This window comes from Maribrevibacterium harenarium, from assembly GCF_006385675.1.
Taxonomy (GTDB): Bacteria; Pseudomonadota; Gammaproteobacteria; order Pseudomonadales; family Marinomonadaceae; genus Marinomonas; species Marinomonas harenarium.
In genome coordinates, this window is the sequence record NZ_VFRR01000013.1 from 66,951 (window position 1) to 82,514 (window position 15,564).

Consider the following 15,564-nt stretch of genomic DNA (forward strand, 5'->3'; position numbering starts at 1 on the left):
TCACGGCTTCACTATAATTAGTTCATCTTGATCTGGTGCATGCATATCTAAGGTTTTGATAGCAGCCTGCTCCAGTCGGCTTGGTTGTGTCAGGGCACTCTGCTCCAGCAGCAACTGCCCCCACACCACTTCGTAATTCACTTCATCTTTTTTCAGCTTCTGTAAGTAAGCAAAGTCAGTACGAAAAGCGAATACCTGCATTACCAACCAGATAGCGAAAACGCCAATACTCGTTAACAGGACATAGAAAGCCAGCCATTCCCAAACTTTGCTAGTCACGAATGCGCTCCATGATACGCAGCACCGCACTACGGGAGCGGACGTTATCACTCACCTCGCCTTTAGACGGTTTAATCGCCTTACCCACGAGTTTGAATTTGATATCTAGTTCGGCATTTTGAATCGGCAGATGTCGTGGTAAATCAGGGCCTTTACACTGGGTTCGCATAAACTGCTTGACGATGCGGTCTTCCAAACTGTGGAAGCTAATCACCACTAAACGACCACCTACTTTTAAGGCATCAGAAGCGGCTTTGAGGCCCTCTTCCAAGTCGCCAAGTTCGTTATTGATATGAATCCGAATGCCCTGAAAAGACCGAGTTGCTGGGTTTTTCCCTTTTTCCCAGGCTGGGTTCGCTTCCGCGACAATCTTTGCCAGTTGCTTGGTGGTCTCTATTGCAGTGTGACTGCGGTATTCACAAATCGCCCGGGCGATACGGCGGGAAAAGCGCTCCTCACCGAACTTATAAAGCACGTCTGCAATGTCTTTCTCATCGGCACGGGCTAACCACTCGGCAGCACTCTCACCCGCATCTGGGTTCATACGCATGTCCAGTGGACCATCGTTCATAAAACTAAAGCCACGGCTGGCATCGTCTAACTGGGGCGATGACACACCCAAATCCATCATGATGCCGTCAACTTTATCAACGCCGAATACTGCAGGAATGTGATCTGCCATATTGGCAAACGAGTCCTGCACAATACGAAAACGACTATCTTCCTGCTCCAGCACTTTGCCAAAGCCAATCGCCACCGGATCTTTGTCAAAGCCCAACAAGCGACCATTACCAATTTTCGATAACGCCAAGCGAGTATGACCACCGCGACCAAAGGTGCCATCCACGTAGTCACCGTCCACATTGGTGACCAGTTGATTAACAGATTCATCCAGCATTACGCTGATGTGTGAGAAGTCTTGCGTCGTCATAGTGTAATATCCAAACTTTCGAGAGACTGACTGTCTTCTTGCGAAAGGGTTAAGTAATCATTACGTTGAGCATCCCATTCCTCGGCTGCCCAAATTTCCAATTTGCGCCCCTGCCCTAGCAGAGTCACCCGGCGCTCAATACCGGCAAATTCTCTGAGTGGTGCAGGTACTAACATACGTCCTGCACTATCGAGCTCTACATCCGTTGCATGTCCCACCAACAGCCGCTGTAACCGACGCGCTTGAGGTTGAAAGGATGGCAACTTATCTAACTTTTCTTGTATTTGCTCCCACTCTGACAAGGGGTAAAGCAACAAGCAGCGCGAGATTGGATCGATTGTCACGACCACGCCAGCCTCGTCGTATTGACCAAGTTCATCGCGCAAACGTGCCGGAAGCGCTAAACGCCCCTTTGCATCTACACTGACTTGATGAATTCCACGAAACACGCCCATACCCCACTTATCGACACTTTCTCCCACAATTTAACACTTTTTTTATTTTTGAAATAAAAAAATTTGATGGAAGCGGCAAAAAGCTGCCTCGATGCGGAAAATTTGCCGAGAATATTGGGGGAATTACCGGATTAGAAAAATGAAGGTACTGAAAAAACGCCAAGATAGCGTCGAGATAAAACAGTGAGGAAATGTGCAAGCCGGCCGATAAGCCGGGTTCTGTCGTGGACAGTCATTCATCTAGGCCATACATCGCTGTATGGCTCAAGCAACCTACCCGAACTCAGCGCGGGTCACGCCAATGAGTTCCTATTTGGTCTTGCTTCAGGTGGGGTTTACCTTGCCACGATCTGTTACCAGTCGCGCGGTGCGCTCTTACCGCACCATTTCAACCTTACCGGCAGTAAACTGCTTAGGCGGTATATTTTCTGCTGCACTTGCCGTAGGCTTGCGCCCCCCAGGCGTTACCTGGCACCTTACCCTGCGAAGCCCGGACTTTCCTCCCCTCTGCGAACAGAGCGGCGACTGTCTGGCCGACTTGCGGGGGGCGATATTACAGCCCCCAGTAAGAATTGCAAGCCTTGGCTAGTTAATCGGCAAACTAAATACCACCGCGAGACCGCCTGTGTCGCGATTGTAAGCCTGGAGGCTACCGTGGTGAGCATCGACGATGCGCTTGGCAATGGCCAAACCTACACCGTAGCCACCACTGTGAGCTTCCCGAGCATCACTAGAGCGATAAAAGGCATGGAAGATTTTTTCCAACTTATCTTCCTCGACACCGGGGCCATTGTCCTTGATGGCTATTTGCACGTAATCTCCCTGTTGGGACAAGTCAACTTGCACCTGCCCTTCCTGCCCGACATAGAAGCAGGCATTACGGAGCACATTTTCAATAGCATGACGTAGCTGCAATGGATCACCGATAAATTGGGTTGGCTTATCCCCTACCCGTTCAATAGACAGATTTTTCAATTGGCATTCAAAGGCCACGTCATCAATGATGCTATCGAGCCAAGGCAACACTTCTATCGTTTGCTTTTTCAGGGAAGCCGCTTCCAAACGGGACAGGGACAAGACTTGCCCAATCAGCTCGTCTAGTTCGTGTAGCTCACTGCGAATACGAGACAAGTATTTTTCCTGCGCCGGCTGCCCATGGCGATCTTCCGCTATCGTAAGCGCCACTTCGATACGCGCTAATGGGGTACGTAGCTCATGGGAAACATCTCGCAATAGTCGCTCTTTGGAATTCATCAAGCCTTCGATACGGGCAGACATATCATTGAAATCCCGGGCTAAATCCCCGAAAGCGTCCCGGCGTTTAATGAGCCTCCCACTTAGTCGTGCAGACATATCACTGCGTCCAAATTCCGTTACCGCTGTCCGTAGCTTACGCAAGGGGGTAAGTAGCCACCATGCCAAAATACCGCTAGAGAGCAGTACGCCGACAAAAAATAGCCCCATAAAAAAATGCGGCCCAACTAAGTCGCTCTGGGGACGCTGACGAAACACGAGTAAATATTGGCTGCCATCCCCGCCTCTGATTTGTAGAAACTGGGCACTACGTTCATCAATGGAGGGCATGGCTGGTGGTGGACGACGGTCCTTGTCCTGCTCATCATGATGGTCATCTCGCTCGCGGCTATCTCGGTCAGATCGCTGCGTTAGCGGTAGGCCATTTTCTTGGAATAAAGCAATCCGTCCATCCAACTTCCGCTCAACTTTTCTCACTTCGTCTCTAAGTGCTCTGAGACCGTATTTTTCATAACGTTCGATTAACTCGATACCGACCTTAGAAAGCAAAGATTCCGGGACTTTGTTATGTTTTTCAGTAAATTCGACCAACATCATGCCAGCCCCAACTACCGCGATGTTGGCAACCAGAATCATCAGAAAAACACGAAAAAAGGTATGTCGCACGATGTTGCCTATCGCTGTTTCGGATCGATAAATAAGTAGCCGACGCCGCGAACCGTTTTGATTCGCGGTTCGCCATTGTCTAACAACCCCACCTTTTTACGCAGGTTGCTGATGTGCATATCTAGGCTACGATCATACAGGGTCAAAGGGCGACCTAATGCTTGCTCTGATAACTCTTGCTTGGTCAACACACGACCCGGCTCCTGAATCAAGGTTTCCAACAAGGCATATTCGGAGGTGGTTAACTCGACCGGTTCACCTTGCAGAAATACGGTGCGATCTCGGCGGCGCACCAATACATCCGCTACTTCGATATCCCCCAGTGGATCGTGCTCTTTTTCATTGCTAGCTCGACGTAAGATGGCTTTGATGCGCGCCAGCAATTCACGGGGATTGAAAGGTTTGGACAGGTAATCGTCTGCCCCCATTTCTAAGCCAAGAATACGGTCAATATCATCGCCCTTGGCGGTTAACATAATGACCGGAAGAGAACTGTGATTACGAATTTGCTTTAGGGTTTCAAAGCCGTCCAATTTTGGCATCATCACATCTAGAATAACGATATCAGGAGTTTGCTCAGCCAACATCGCTAGCGCCTCTTCTCCATTCCAGGCATGGCGCAACTGGTACCCTTCTCCTTCAAAATATTCAATTACCAGCTCCGATAAACGGGCATCATCATCAGCTAATAGAATGTTGGTCATAGTTTGCGGTCGCTACGTCAGTAATACATACGCTTATAATAAGGAGTTTCTCTGCCCAAGGGAGAATCTTTTCACCACGTTTACAGTTACATCAATTTTTATGCAATAAAAAACCCAGCAGGGTCAGCCCCTACTGGGTTTGTGGTTCTTTGCAGAAGCGAAAGTGAGGTTAAGGCTTATTTAACTTCGATAACCTGCGCTTCAATTCGCGCTTTCCATTCCGCTGGGCCGGTGTTGTGTACCGATGTACCTTGGGCATCTACCGCTACCGTTACCGGCATGTCGACTACGTCAAACTCGTAGATGGCCTCCATACCCAGTTCTGGGAAGGCAACCACTTCGGCTTTTTTGATCGCTTTGGATACCAAGTAAGCCGCGCCGCCAACTGCCATTAAATAGACAGCACCAAATTCCTTGATGGCTTCGATTGCGATCGGGCCACGTTCAGCTTTACCAATCATACCTAGCAAACCAGTTTGCTCTAGCATGGTGTGGGTAAACTTATCCATACGGGTAGACGTCGTCGGGCCAGCAGGACCAACCGCTTCGTCTTTAACAGGATCAACCGGTCCCACGTAGTAGATAAAGCGACCTTTTAGATCAACCGGAAGTTCTTCACCGTTTGCTAGCATTTCGGTCATCTTCTTGTGAGCTGCATCACGACCTGTCAGCATTTTACCATTCAATAGGATGGTTTCACCTGGTTTCCAGTCTTTCACCATTTCTGGAGTGACTTCATTTAGGTTAACGCGACGAACGCTTTCACCCACTTCCCAAGTGATGTCTGGCCAATCATCCAAAGACGGCGGCGTCAGTTCCGCTGGGCCTGAGCCATCAAGCACAAAGTGTGCGTGACGAGTAGCAGCACAGTTCGGGATCATGGCAACCGGCAAGGAAGCGGCGTGAGTTGGGTAATCTTTGATCTTTACATCAAGAACCGTGGTCAAGCCACCCAAACCTTGGGCACCGATACCTAGGTTGTTAACGGCTTCAAAGATTTCCAAACGCAATTCTTCTACACGATTTTGCGGACCACGGGCTTTTAGTTCATGAATGTCGATCGGATCCATCAAGGACTCTTTCGCCATTACCATGGCCTTTTCTGCCGTACCACCGATACCGATACCAAGCATACCTGGTGGGCACCAGCCTGCACCCATCGTAGGTACGGTTTTCTTCACCCATTCAACAATAGAGTCAGATGGGTTTAGCATCACCATTTTCGATTTGTTTTCAGAACCGCCGCCTTTGGCTGCAACATGCACTTCAACCGTGTCACCGGGCACGATTTCCATATGGATAACCGCAGGAGTATTGTCTTTGGTGTTGCGACGAGCACCGGCAGGATCGTCAAGAATAGAGGCGCGTAATACGTTATCAGGATGCAAGTAAGCGCGACGCACACCTTCATTAATCATGTCAGTAACGCTCATGGTAGCGTCCCACTGAACATTCATACCAACTTTGACAAATACAGTCACAATACCTGTATCCTGACAGATGGGGCGTTTGCCTTCGGCACACATGCGGGAGTTGATCAAAATTTGTGCCATAGAGTCTTTTGCAGCTTGACTCTCTTCACGCTCGTAGGCTTCGTGAACGGCTTTAACGAAATCAATTGGATGGTAATAAGAGATAAACTGAAGGGCATCTGCCACGCTGGAAATCAGATCATCTTCTTTAATAATGCTCATGCCTCTCTCCTGCCGAGTATTATGTTTTATTGGGGAACCAGAATGGTAAGAGTTTAGCCATACCAATGAAAGGCTTAAGTAAAATTTTCAATACATATAGCAGGCATTCAGACGACAAATGTCAGCCCTTGGTCGTATGGAAAGCAAAACACCCCAGCAGCCTTGACTAGGCTACTGGGGTGTGGGTTCATTGCTTACGGGTAAAATCCTGTTAGGCTTTTTTCGAGGTGCTGGGATTCATCAGGGAAAACTGCACATATTCTTCCAAGATGCCGGCAGTAAAGGCTTCCCTTTCAGACAGGGAATGAATCTGTTCTGCCTCCCAGTTAATCAAGCAGACAAAAACAGAGTATTTGTTAATGCAGCTGTAATCGAGGTCTCGTACGCTAATCTTGTGTTGCCCCATTAGGCGCAATACTTGCTCAATGACTTTTTGACCTTCGTATTGACCCACACCGGATATGCTTTTCAGCATGCGCTGAACTTGTTCAATTGGGTTTTCCGACACTTTAGGCTCGGGTGCGCGGCGACTTTCCAAAAGGAATTTGTCGAGCATTTCCTCGGTGTACTGCTCCCGCTCATGCACATTAGCAATACGGGCAGATTCCCTTTCTAGCAGACGAATAAACAAGCTCTTATTGCGAATATCGGAGAACTCTAGGTCACGTAGTGACAAACCACTCTCTTCCATAATCGCAACCAAGGTTTCATAGGATGCAACCGCATCTTCACCACCTTGTGCAGCAATGGACAAATGGTGACGTACCTCATGCATAATTTTCGCAGCACGGTAGTCTTCTTTGAGTTGTAAGTGCTGCTGAAAAGCTTCGCGTTTTTCTTGCAACTCTTCATTTAGCTCTTCGAAGCCAGTTTGCGCTTCCTGCTCGGCGCGCATGGCGGCGACGCGAATCTGTGCCTGTTGCGCTTCCCAGGCTTCATATGCTCTTGCGCGGGCTTGGAAAGCGCGCTCGATAGCTTCTTCAAAGCTTTGTTCAATCCGAGCTCGCTCACTGCGTTCCTGCTGCTCTTCTAGCTCCATTTGCGCGCGGTCTTGACGTTGCTTTGCTAATGCTTCTTTCGCTAGCTGTAGCTGTTGCTCAATACTCTCTATATCGGAAAGCACATTGCTTTCATCGAAAGTTGCCAAGCGCTCTTGCACTTTGCGCCAATAGGCATCGTCTTCAAATGGTACGCTAGGGTTACTAGACGCATATTGATTACGTAACGTTTCCTTGAAGGAAGCGTGACCAGGACGGAAGGCGCTGGCGGCGTCGATGACATTATCATGGTTGCCGCTGTTGCGTTTGTCTTGCTCTCGATTAAGGGATTGTGCAGGTTTGGTTGCAGTTTCAGTTTGTTCAGATGCATTGGCACTGGTATTCATCGTGCGTTCCTTAACGGACTCAGTTGTGGCTGACGTCGGTTGGGCTAAATCAGATTCTGGTTGATTGAGAGAATCAACAGGATTTTCTTGGGCAGCACTCGCCTCATCATAAATCGGCTCTACCGTATCGGCCAAATCCATATCCGTGCCTTCGATTCCACGATCCGCCATTGTTGCTTCCGGCTGAAAATCAGTAGGTGGCTCTTCTGTTTTATCTGTCGAAATATCAATTTCGACCTCAACTTGAGTTTGGAAAACCTCAGAGGTTTCGGCATTCGCAGTCATATCCGCTGCGCTAAAATCTGTTTGGAAGCTAGCAGACGGCGTTACCTTCTCGGCTTCAACCATATCATCGAGAATAGTGGCTGCATTCGCATAGGCGCGCTTGGGGTCCATGGGTTTTTCACTAAAACGACGAGGCCCATCACTTACAACCGTTCTTGCCACCGTTTCTTTAGCGTAACGTGGTGTACCGTTCCAACTCACTTTAAATAGCATCATGCGGTCGCATAATTGAAAGGCGGGGATTTCCCCCTGATTCAGTCCATTTTGTAAAATTATGGACTCAGCATGGCGTAATGCCATTTGGGCTTCACTGGAGTTGGACGAGGTTGCTAAGTTCAATAACTTGACAACTTTGCCGATGGCTTTTTTTCTTCGTCTTGTGCTCATCTTCTACCGCCTTCACCTGCGACCGCTCACTGGCCGAACGTTTGCTCAAGTAAGCTTTGTGCTACACAAAGCGCTCCTCTACTGTTCCAATGGGAGCTTCTGCTGAAGCTTTTGCAAAAGGTTTGCCAATTGCTCTGAAGCATAAGGTTTTGCCGGCAATTTCCCCCAAACAGGCTCCGGCCAGAGGGCATCCGAGGCATAACGAGCGATATGATGGAAATGTAGCTGGCGCACTTTGTTGCCGATCACGGCAATATTCAGTTTATCGGGGGCAAAGATCTCGGCCATTATTTCCGCCACCTGGCAACTTTCTGCCATGAGCTGCTGCCGGTCGTCCAGGTGCAACTGATAAATCTCGCTAACATTGTCGCGCCTAGGAACTAAAATTAGCCAAGGAAACTGGCTGTCATTGATCAGGCGCACGTCACTCAGTGGGAGGCTACCTACAAAAATAGAATCACGAGCTAAAACTTCATTGAGCTCAAACATTTACCCTTCCTATTTACAATATCTGCATTCATAAGCAATATAGCATCTCTACTATCAGAATACCTGTCGATAACGGAGATTCCATGAGCGAAATGCGCTGTGTTTTAGACGCACAAGCCAAACTAGCAGAGTGCCCACGCTGGGACGAACAAACGCAAACCCTTTATTTTGTCGATATTGATGCATTTGAATTACATGCCTTCAATATAGAAGCAAACTCCCACAATGTACGTAAGTTTGACGAAGAAATTGGTTGTTTTGCGTTAACGGAGCAAGGGGGCTTCATCGTTGCGATGCGCTCCGGTATCTATACCATGGCGGATTTCAACGCACCGTTACAAAGCTATTGGCAAGCGGATTACGATCAGGCAACCACGCGCTTTAATGATGGTCGTTGTGATCCAGCTGGGCGTTTTTTGGCCGGCTCCATGTACTCCCCCAAAGATGCTGATAATGGCGCACTATACCAGTTTGCACATGGTCAAATGACCCTGCTGGATAAGGCGGCATGGACTTCCAACGGGTTAGCCTTTGCTCCTGATGGTCTCACCATGTACTACTCCGACACACCGCGCCATATTGTTTACCAGTTCGATTATGACTCAAGCACAGGTACGGCGAGTAACAAACGTCCATTTATTGAATTTCCATTCGGTAATGGTCGCCCTGACGGCGCTGCAGTTGATGTAGAAGGCAATTATTGGACGGCCCTGTATCAGGGACAGCGGGTGGCGAAAATTAGCCCTAATGGGGAGATTTTAGCTGAGTACCCGGTGCCAGCTTTGTTTCCGACTATGGTGGCATTTGGCGGCCCAGATATGCGCACTTTATTTGTCACCACCTGTCGTGGAGCGCATAATAGCGACCAACTCGAAACCTACCCTCAAGCGGGCGGCATTTTTGCCCTAGATGTAGAGGTAGCAGGACAAATCGAAGCCCGCTTTGCTGGCTGAATCTCAACTTAAGTGAAAGAAACTCTTTATATGCGTGCAAGCAATTATCAATACTCTACGTTACGCGATGCGCCAACCGATGCGGTTGTTGTCAGCCATCAATTAATGGTTCGCGCAGGTATGATCCGTCAAGTATCTAAAGGCTTATATACTTGGCTTCCCACTGGTGTGAAAGTGATGCGCAAAGTTGAGCGCATTGTCCGTGAGGAAATGCAAAAAGCCGGTGCCCTTGAAGTCATGATGCCAGGGGTGCAGCCTGCTGAATTGTGGCAAGAAACTGGTCGCTGGCAAAAATACGGGCCGGAGTTGGCGCGTTTAAAAGATCGTCATGATCGTGACTACTGCCTTGGCCCAACCCATGAGGAAGTCATCACCGACTTAGCCCGTAACGAGCTCACCAGTTACAAGCAGTTACCACGTAACTTCTTCCAAATTCAAACAAAATTCCGTGATGAAGTACGCCCTCGCTTTGGTGTCATGCGCTCCCGTGAATTTTTGATGAAAGATGCCTATTCTTTCCATGCTTCACCGGAATGTCTACAACAGACTTATGATGTGATGCACGATGCCTACTGCAAAGTGTTCGATCGCATTGGCTTGGACTACCGCCCTGTTCGCGCTGATACCGGTAGCATCGGTGGTGCGTTCTCCCATGAGTTCCACGTTCTAGCAGACTCCGGTGAAGACGATATCGCGTTCAGTGATGCTTCTGACTTTGCTGCCAACGTGGAACTGGCCGAAGCAATCACCCTTAAAACTGCGCCGGATGCACCTACAGAAGAAGCTAAAGAAGTTTACACGCCTAACTGCAAAACCATCGCCGCCGTGGCTGAGTTCTTGCAGCTTCCAGTAGAAAAGACCGTAAAAACCATGTTAGTCAAAGGGATCAATGACGCTGGCGAAGAAATGTTAGTGGCGCTAGTACTTCGTGGTGACCACAACATCAATGAATTAAAAGTTGAAAAAATCCCTGGCTTAGTTGCTCCATTTGAGTTTGCTGATGAAGCTACCATCGTACGTATCGTCGGTGCGCAGCCTGGCTCTATTGGTCCACAAGGGCTAGCAGATAAAGGCGTTCGTGTCATCGCCGATCGCTCAGCGGCAGTGTTGTCTGACTTCTGTGCCGGTGCGAATAAAGATGATTACCACACAACCGGCTTGAACTGGGCGCGGGACATTGGTGAAGTAGAAATTGCTGACCTACGTAACGTGGTCGAAGGTGACCCTTCTCCATGCGGCAAAGGTAATATTGTCATCAAGCGTGGTATCGAAGTAGGCCATATATTCCAACTAGGCCAAACCTACTCCGAGGCTATGAAAGCAAGCGTGCTGGATGAAAATGGTAAAGCCCAAGTCATGTGGATGGGTTGCTACGGTATTGGGGTTACTCGTATCGTTGCCGCTGCAATCGAACAAAACCACGATGATAAAGGCATTGTGTGGCCCGCATCCATCGCACCTTACGATGTGGTCATTGTTGGTATGAACTACGAGAAGTCAGAAGCAGTACGAGAAGAATGCGAGCGCTTATACCAAGAGCTGAGCGCCAAAGGAATTGACGTACTACTTGACGACCGTAAAGAGCGCCCTGGCGTGAAATTTGCTGATTGCGAGCTACTCGGCATCCCCCATCGTATAGTGGTGGGCGATAAAGGTTTAGCAAACGGTATGTTGGAGTACAAACATCGCAAGGATTCCGAGGCGACTGATGTTAATAAAGAAACAGCTATCGACTTCATTCTGGAAAAAATTTAAACGCGGTTTATGGTTGCTTTGCTTGTCAGTGGCGGGAATTCTTCCCGTCACTGGTGCCGTGGCGAATGAAACAGCCACCTGGCGCACTACCATGGCCTTGACTACCGCGGCGGTTTATCTCACCAACGCACTCAATGCGGATACCATGAGTGTTGAGTTAGGCGGTACCGACAATATCGGTTTCTTGCGCTACTCTGCACGCTGGTACAGGGAGCATGCTAGCCGTATAGGAAATAGCTCGTGGCAAATTCAACCGGCACTTCAGATTGGTTATTCCAAATGGCAAGGCAGTGACGACTTATCCCAGAAAAACACCAATAACGTATTCGATGTATTGCCGGTCTTCCGATGGAGCACCAGCCGCGCACCAAAACTTTTTGTCGATACGGGGGTGGGATTATCCTTGTTTAGCAGCGAATACATCACCCAAAGAGAATTTGGCGGAACCTTACAGTTCAATAATTATCTAGGTATTGGCACGACATTTGGTAACGATAAATGGGAAGCCTCTGCCAATTTTCAGCACTACTCAAACAACAATCTATACGATAAAAACACAGGCGTGAATTTCTGGTTCCTAAGTATCTCTCACCGATACTAGCTTTTGTTTTACGAATAACAATTAGATAAAGCGATATCCCTATGACAACGATTTATCATAATCCACGCTGCTCCAAGAGTAGAGAAACGCTAGCACTGCTGACTGATCGCAATACCGACCTAGAAGTCATCAAGTATTTAGAGGACCCTCTTTCTAAGGATACGTTGCGCAGTTTGTTAGAAGAATTAGGATTTGCAAGTGCTCGTGATCTGATGCGCACCAAAGAGGACATCTATAAAGAGCTTGGCCTGGCCGAAGTCACTGATGAAGATCAGTTATTAGAAGCCATGAGCCAACACCCTAAACTGATCGAAAGACCCATCGTAAGCCACCAAGGCAAAGCTAAGATTGGCCGTCCACCTGAAAGTGTCTTAGCTCTGTTTGAGTAGTGTCTGCGGTTTCTAGTACGGTTAGGGGAAACTCTACTGTCACATTTCATATTGGATACATACGATCCCATGGCAAAACGTGAGTTTATTTCGGCACCGGAACAACTGTATTACAGTGACCTTTGCCACCGCTATTTACCGATATTGCGGCTCAACCTGTTAGCACTAGGTGCTGCTGTAGCTAGCTTCCAGTTGCTCATTAAAGATATACCGCTACAACACCCCGCGTTGTTTTTGCTATTTAGCTTAACGCCGCTATTACTAGCTACCTTCGCTGTCTGGCGTGGCAGCTACCGAGGTGCCATTTGGACCTGCTTTATCAGCATGTTCTATTTTATGGCTGGTGTACTAAATTGGACTCATCCTAAGGATTGGGCTTTTGGCACTAGCGAAACCTTGCTGTCTGTGATGCTGTTTAGCTTATCTCTGTATTATGCTCGCTGGAAAGGTTTCAGCGAGCTACCGGTCAAATAAAAATCATGAGGGGCGTTCCTGATAGTGATCGCCCTGTCTTTCTTCGGATACTTCTTCCACTAATAAAGTCAGACGTTCGGTTTCAAAATCTCGCCCCAACACTTCCAGCGACGGCATAGTTTTACTTACCTTTGCCGATAGCTGACGGAACCTATCTACCTTCCCATGCAACCCTTGCTGACCGGCTAGCGCCTTCACCGTATTGTTATAATGATTACTAACACTCCCTAACGCTCCACCAAGCTTAATCAAACGCTCAGCCAATACACAGACTTGATTATAAATCTCTCCTGCTCGCTCACTGACTTCACGGGCTTCGGAGTTACTACGCTCCATCATCCATAGATTACTAACCGTACGCAGTATCGGAATCAAAGTAGTGTGTGATACCAGTACAATCCCCTTTTTATAACCGTACTCGAAAAGGTCTTTATTGTGCTTTAAGGCTTCGATGTAGGCGGGCTCAATCGGCATAAACATCAAGACGAAGCTTGGGCTGTGCATACCAATCACGTTGGTGTAATCCTTGCCAGCTAAATCATCAATATGGCGGCGGACAGCTTGGATATGCTCACTTAAGGCAATTTGATATGCTTCCGAAGAGTCTGCTGCAACAGCACGATCGTAGGCAATTAATGAGACTTTACTATCAATGATTATGTGCTTGTTGTCTGGCAGCTTGATCAGATAATCCGTTTGCTTCTGGCGCCCTTCGTGATCTTTAAAAGAAGTCTGCACAGAAAAATGCGCATCTTCCACTAAGCCACTCATTTCCAATGTGCGGCGTAATTGCGCTTCCCCCCAAGCTCCCCGCTGTTGGCTATCACCTTTTAGTGCTGAGGTCAGGTTATTTGCCTCAGCACTCATCTGTAACCCTATCTCTAGGACTTTGTGAATTTCCGATGCCAGTTGGGCATTCCCCCTAACCGACGACTCATGCACCTCATTCACACGGCGTTGAAACCCATCTAACTGCTCTTTTAGTGGCTTCAACATACCATCTAAGCCAACGCGATTAGTGTCAGCCAAGGCCCTGCCCTTTTCTTCAAATATACGGTTTGCGAGATTCTCAAACTCCTGTTTAAGACTCTCTCTAGCGCCATTTAATTGCTCAATTTGCTCTTTATGATGGCGCTCCTTCTCTTCTAGACGGGTACTAAGAATAGTTGCTCGACGCTGCTCCTCTTGCCATTGTTGCCGTAACTGCAGCGTAGCTTGCCGCTCCCGTTCCAACTGCAAATTTAAACTGTCAATCTGCTCATCTAGGCGCATTAAATCCTGATTGGCAATGGACAGCTGTTGCTGCAAAAGGGTGCCCCTGTTCTTCATCAACCAGAAGGTAATTAAGCCACCCAGTATCAGCCCCACCCCAGTACATGCCGTCGCTATGACAATTTGATATTGATCCCACCACATCACAAACACAATTCCCATTAAAAAACCACAGCAGTAAAATACTGTTTATCCATACAGACCGCAACTAAATCGCAAAAAAAAGCCAGAACACGTCTGGCTTTTTGCATACTAAAAAACTATAGCATTAGGACTTGAACGGGTCGCGCAACACGATAGTTTCTTTACGATCTGGACCAGTAGAGATAATGTCGACTGGCACGCCAACTTGCTCTTCTAAGAAGCGGATATAGCGTTGTGCATTCTCAGGCAGAGCTTCGAAGCTGGCTGCACCGACAGTATTTTCAGACCAACCAGGTAGTTCTTGGTAAACAGGACGAGCGCCCTCGTAACCTTCGCTGTCTACCAATGAACCAGCCACAGGGTTACCCTCTGCATCTTGATAACCAACACATACCTTGATGGTTTCAAAGCCATCTAGTACGTCCAACTTCGTCAAACACATGCCAGAAACGGAGTTGATTTGTACGGCGTGACGTAGAGCCACTGCATCAAACCAACCACAACGACGTTGGCGTCCAGTGGTAGCACCAAACTCGTGGCCACGCTCACCTAAACGAACACCATCTTCACAGAATAGCTCAGTCGGGAATGGACCGGATCCAACACGCGTAGTATAAGCTTTGGTAATACCTAATACGTAATCCAAGTACAAAGGGCCGAAGCCAGAACCTGCTGGCGCACCACCGGCAGTAGTGTTTGAGGAAGTTACGTATGGGTAAGTGCCATGATCAACATCAAGTAGCGAACCTTGTGCCCCCTCGAACATGATGTTTGCACCAGATTTGCGTAGGTCATGCAGTAGACCAATGGTATCTGCTACCATCGGACGCAAGAAGTCAGCCATTTCCAAGCCTTGCGAGTAAACTGCATCGAACGCTACTGGCTCAACTTTGTAGAAATGCTCCAACATAAAGTTGTAGTATTCCAAAACCTCTTTGAGCTTTTCAGCAAAACGTTCTTTATCAAGAATATCACCAACGCGGATAGCGCGACGGGCAACTTTATCTTCGTAAGCAGGGCCGATACCACGACCAGTCGTGCCAATTTTCTTCTCACCACGGGCTGCTTCACGGGCTTGGTCCATTGCAATGTGGTAAGGCAAAATCAGCGGGCACGCTGCACTCACTTTCAAACGCTCTACCGCAGGAATACCTTGCTGAGATAATTCGTCTACTTCTTTTTTCAGAGCTTCAGGAGACAATACGACACCGTTACCGATGATACATTGCACACCGTCGCGAAGAATGCCGGAAGGAATTAGGTGTAGTACCGTTTTTTTACCGTCGATCACTAGGGTATGACCAGCGTTGTGACCACCTTGGAAACGTACTACCGCAGCCACATCTTCTGTTAAAAGGTCTACTACTTTACCTTTACCTTCATCACCCCATTGGGTGCCTAAAATTACAACATTCTTACCCATGTCTAATGGTCTCACTTAAGATTTA

General features: G+C 48.1%; 15 protein-coding genes and 1 other RNA gene. 5 read left to right on the forward strand and 11 right to left on the reverse strand.

Annotation, left to right across the window (positions count from 1 at the left end; translation table 11 throughout):
• The 9 genes from ftsL to FJM67_RS08440 form a co-directional block, all read right to left on the reverse strand.
• Nucleotides 1-279 (reverse strand): cell division protein FtsL, encoded by a 279-nt coding sequence (gene ftsL / locus FJM67_RS08400; RefSeq protein ID WP_140588393.1) that lies wholly within the window; start codon nucleotides 277-279, stop codon nucleotides 1-3.
• On the reverse strand, nucleotides 272-1,210 hold the full coding sequence (rsmH, locus tag FJM67_RS08405) for a 16S rRNA (cytosine(1402)-N(4))-methyltransferase RsmH (protein WP_140588395.1): 939 nt from the start codon (nucleotides 1,208-1,210) through the stop codon (nucleotides 272-274). The genes ftsL and rsmH overlap by 8 nt, the downstream gene beginning before the upstream one ends.
• Nucleotides 1,207-1,659 carry a division/cell wall cluster transcriptional repressor MraZ gene (gene mraZ, locus FJM67_RS08410; RefSeq protein WP_140588456.1) on the reverse strand — a complete coding sequence of 151 codons (453 nt, stop codon included), beginning with the start codon at nucleotides 1,657-1,659 and terminating at the stop codon, nucleotides 1,207-1,209. Before mraZ ends, rsmH begins: the two co-directional genes overlap by 4 nt.
• 198 nt (nucleotides 1,660-1,857) lie before the next feature.
• Nucleotides 1,858-2,206: RNase P RNA component class A (gene rnpB / locus FJM67_RS08415), an RNA gene on the reverse strand.
• Nucleotides 2,207-2,250: 44 nt separating this feature from the next.
• On the reverse strand, nucleotides 2,251-3,585 hold the full coding sequence (locus tag FJM67_RS08420) for a sensor histidine kinase (protein ID WP_140588397.1): 1,335 nt from the start codon (nucleotides 3,583-3,585) through the stop codon (nucleotides 2,251-2,253).
• Between the two features lie 8 nt (nucleotides 3,586-3,593).
• On the reverse strand, nucleotides 3,594-4,289 hold the full coding sequence (locus FJM67_RS08425; protein ID WP_140588398.1) for a response regulator transcription factor: 696 nt from the start codon (nucleotides 4,287-4,289) through the stop codon (nucleotides 3,594-3,596).
• Nucleotides 4,290-4,465: 176 nt separating this feature from the next.
• A complete protein-coding gene (locus tag FJM67_RS08430; RefSeq protein WP_140588400.1) occupies nucleotides 4,466-5,983 on the reverse strand; it encodes a fumarate hydratase in 1,518 nt (505 codons plus the stop codon).
• A 211-nt stretch (nucleotides 5,984-6,194) separates the two neighbouring features.
• Nucleotides 6,195-8,039: a DUF2786 domain-containing protein gene (locus FJM67_RS08435; protein WP_140588402.1), complete on the reverse strand. Its 1,845-nt coding sequence runs from the start codon at nucleotides 8,037-8,039 to the stop codon at nucleotides 6,195-6,197.
• A gap of 78 nt (nucleotides 8,040-8,117) precedes the next feature.
• A complete protein-coding gene (locus tag FJM67_RS08440) occupies nucleotides 8,118-8,528 on the reverse strand; it encodes an HIT domain-containing protein (protein ID WP_140588404.1) in 411 nt (136 codons plus the stop codon).
• Nucleotides 8,529-8,611: 83 nt separating this feature from the next.
• Here FJM67_RS08440 and FJM67_RS08445 point away from each other — a divergent pair, with 83 nt between their 5' ends.
• From FJM67_RS08445 to FJM67_RS08465, 5 genes are all read left to right on the forward strand, one after another.
• Nucleotides 8,612-9,481 (forward strand): SMP-30/gluconolactonase/LRE family protein, encoded by an 870-nt coding sequence (locus FJM67_RS08445; RefSeq protein WP_140588406.1) that lies wholly within the window; start codon nucleotides 8,612-8,614, stop codon nucleotides 9,479-9,481.
• A 30-nt stretch (nucleotides 9,482-9,511) separates the two neighbouring features.
• Entirely contained in the window at nucleotides 9,512-11,236 is a 1,725-nt protein-coding gene (locus FJM67_RS08450) for a proline--tRNA ligase (protein ID WP_140588408.1), read from the forward strand.
• Nucleotides 11,190-11,837: an acyloxyacyl hydrolase gene (locus tag FJM67_RS08455; RefSeq protein ID WP_140588409.1), complete on the forward strand. Its 648-nt coding sequence runs from the start codon at nucleotides 11,190-11,192 to the stop codon at nucleotides 11,835-11,837. Before FJM67_RS08450 ends, FJM67_RS08455 begins: the two co-directional genes overlap by 47 nt.
• A 41-nt stretch (nucleotides 11,838-11,878) precedes the next feature.
• Nucleotides 11,879-12,226, forward strand: coding sequence for an arsenate reductase (glutaredoxin) (gene arsC / locus FJM67_RS08460; protein ID WP_140588411.1), 348 nt, complete (start codon nucleotides 11,879-11,881; stop codon nucleotides 12,224-12,226).
• 69 nt (nucleotides 12,227-12,295) lie between these two features.
• Nucleotides 12,296-12,700 (forward strand): DUF2069 domain-containing protein, encoded by a 405-nt coding sequence (locus FJM67_RS08465; RefSeq protein ID WP_140588413.1) that lies wholly within the window; start codon nucleotides 12,296-12,298, stop codon nucleotides 12,698-12,700.
• 3 nt (nucleotides 12,701-12,703) lie between these two features.
• On the opposite strand, the gene rmuC is transcribed toward FJM67_RS08465, so the two are convergent.
• Nucleotides 12,704-14,134, reverse strand: a complete 1,431-nt coding sequence (gene rmuC, locus FJM67_RS08470; RefSeq protein WP_140588415.1) for a DNA recombination protein RmuC — start codon at nucleotides 14,132-14,134, stop codon at nucleotides 12,704-12,706.
• 106 nt (nucleotides 14,135-14,240) lie between these two features.
• Nucleotides 14,241-15,539, reverse strand: coding sequence for an adenylosuccinate synthase (locus FJM67_RS08475; RefSeq protein ID WP_140588416.1), 1,299 nt, complete (start codon nucleotides 15,537-15,539; stop codon nucleotides 14,241-14,243).
• Nucleotides 15,540-15,564 lie beyond the last annotated feature (25 nt).